2 protein-coding genes are annotated in these 1623 nt (G+C 69.3%); both read left to right on the forward strand.

Annotation, left to right across the window (positions count from 1 at the left end; genetic code table 11):
- The first annotated feature begins 100 nt into the window (after positions 1-100).
- The gene (locus AC08ON_RS17635) at positions 101-925 is read left to right on the forward strand and encodes an ArsR/SmtB family transcription factor (protein WP_476608600.1); all 825 of its coding nucleotides are present in this window, start codon (positions 101-103) and stop codon (positions 923-925) included.
- Complete coding sequence (locus tag AC08ON_RS17640) at positions 853-1569, forward strand: SRPBCC family protein (protein ID WP_476608601.1); 717 nt, start codon at positions 853-855, stop codon at positions 1567-1569. The genes AC08ON_RS17635 and AC08ON_RS17640 overlap by 73 nt, the downstream gene beginning before the upstream one ends.
- The last annotated feature ends 54 nt before the right edge of the window (positions 1570-1623 follow it).

Below are 1623 nucleotides of genomic sequence, written 5' to 3' on the forward strand. Positions count from 1 at the left end.
CGCGACGGTTGTTCCGTACCTGCTTCGGGTCTGCGCCGGATCTGCGCCGACATGATTGTCCTTCTTGACAAGGAAAATTTTCGGTAGGATGATGAGGCGCATGTTGGAGGTCGCAGTGATCGATGACCCGGCCGCAGCGGGGGCCGCGCTCGACCCGGTCCGGGCGAGGTTGCTGGCCGCGCTCACGGAGCCGGGTTCGGCCAGCACCCTGGCCACTCCCGTGGGGCTGTCACGTCAGCGGGTCAATTACCACCTGAGGGCCCTGGAGCGTCACGGGCTGGTCGAACTCGTCGAGGAACGCAGAAGGGGCAACTGCACCGAGCGCGTACTACGGGCGACGGCGGCCTCCTATGTGATCTCGCCGACCGCGTTGCCGGCGGTCGCCCCGGATCCCGGCCGGTCGCCGGATCAGCGCTCTGCCCGATGGCTGCTAGCGCTCGGTGCCCGGCTGGTGCGGGAGGTCGGCGACCTCATCACCGGTGCCACCGCCGCCCGGCAGCGGCTGGCGACGTTCGCGATCGACAGCGAGATCCGGTTCGCCTCCGCCGCGGACCGCGCCGCGTTCGCAGCGGAGCTCGGGGAGACGGTTGCCGCCCTCGTCGGCAGGTACCACGACACCACCGCCACGGGCGGGCGCTCCCACCGTTTCGTCGTCGCCCTGCACCCGAGCGTCACGCGGCCCGAGCGGGTGGCTGTCGGCTCCGATGCGGGATCCGAGGCGGGGGAGAGCATCCTCGGCCTCGGCACCGCCGGTCCCACCGGCATCGACAGCCCCACCAACGCAGCCGGTCCCACCAACGCAGCCGGCCCAACCGGAACCGATGGCCCCAGCGCAACCAAGGAGAACCAGAGATGTCCCGTGAGTTCGAGATCCGCCGCGAGGGTGTGCTGTCCACCTCCCCGGAGGAGTACTGGGACGCCGTGACCACCGGTAACGGCGGATGGCTGTGGCCGATGGAGTTCGAGCCCCGCCAGGGTGGCGCCGCGCCCTTCGGGGGCACGGTCACCGTCTGGGATCCGCCGCACCACCTCGTCACCCGGGTGGAGGGTGCGGACGGCTGGTTCAACCAGCTGGAACATGTGATCGAGGGCCGGGACGGCGGCACGACCTCCTTCCGCTACGTCCACAGCGGGATCTTCGTCGACGACTGGGAGAACCAGTACGACGGCGCCAGCCAGCACACCGACTTCTACCTGCACACGCTCGGTCAGTACCTGCGGTACTTCAGCCGCCGGCCGGTGACCTACGTCGCGGCCGACGCGCCGGCGTCCTCGACCGCGCCGGACGCGTTTGTCCGGCTGCGCCACGAGCTAGGCGTCGCCGACGAGGTCGGCCAAGGCGACGCGGTGCGCCTCACCCTCCCGGGCATCGACCCGCTGGACGCCGTGGTCGACTACCTGCATCCCCACTTCCTTGGCCTGCGGACCGGCGACGGGCTGTACCGCTTCTTCGGCCGCAACGCCTTCGGCGCCCCGATCGGCATCGCCCTGCACCTGTTCGCCCCCGGCACCGACCAGGCGAAGACTACTCAGGCCTGGACCGACTGGCTACAGGACGTGTTCGCTTAATCGCCTTTGCGGCAATCTCTATCATTGAGCCTTTTCAAAGTTGGCTTTCCTAAA

It is taken from the genome of Frankia sp. CoWAU3 (assembly GCF_977971855.1).

Coding starts and splice junctions, on each gene's coding strand:
- AC08ON_RS17635 (WP_476608600.1), top strand. CDS start 101: ATGTTGGAGGTCGCAGTGATCGATGACCCGGCCGCAGCGGGGGCCGCG.
- AC08ON_RS17640 (WP_476608601.1), top strand. CDS start 853: ATGTCCCGTGAGTTCGAGATCCGCCGCGAGGGTGTGCTGTCCACCTCC.